The organism is Cupriavidus sp. 05N39, from assembly GCF_056397325.1.
Genome location: NZ_JBFTNE010000433.1, coordinates 1 through 350, shown reverse-complemented (window position 1 = coordinate 350; position 350 = coordinate 1). Strand labels below are relative to the sequence as shown.

General features: G+C 62.6%; 1 protein-coding gene. It reads right to left on the bottom strand.

Going from position 1 to position 350, the window contains the following annotated elements:
* The coding region (locus AC1DN0_RS42060) for an SET domain-containing protein (RefSeq protein ID WP_477146753.1) at positions 1–350 on the bottom strand (350 nt) is incomplete at both ends.

Genomic DNA, 350 nt, shown 5'->3' with positions numbered 1-350 from the left:
GGCCAGGGTGATGCCGTAGTTGTAGGTCAGCTCGTCGCCCGGCTGGATGTCCTTGATCGCCTCGATGAACACCTTGTCCTCGCGGCGGTTGTCACCCTCGGCCTCTTCGATCACCGCCTCGCAGTTCGGCTCGCAGCTGTGGTTCAACCAGCGCGCGTCGTTGCCCTTGTAGTTGGCGTCGATGACGTAATCGTCGTTCAGGGTGAACAGGAAGGTGTGACCACTCTCCACGTCCCCGGTATCATCGGCATCCACGTCGGCGTGGCTGCGCAGCAGACCCTTGTACTGGATGACCCGCTCGCCCTGCTTGATCGGCGCCAGCGCGAACACGCCATTGCCATGGATGGAGG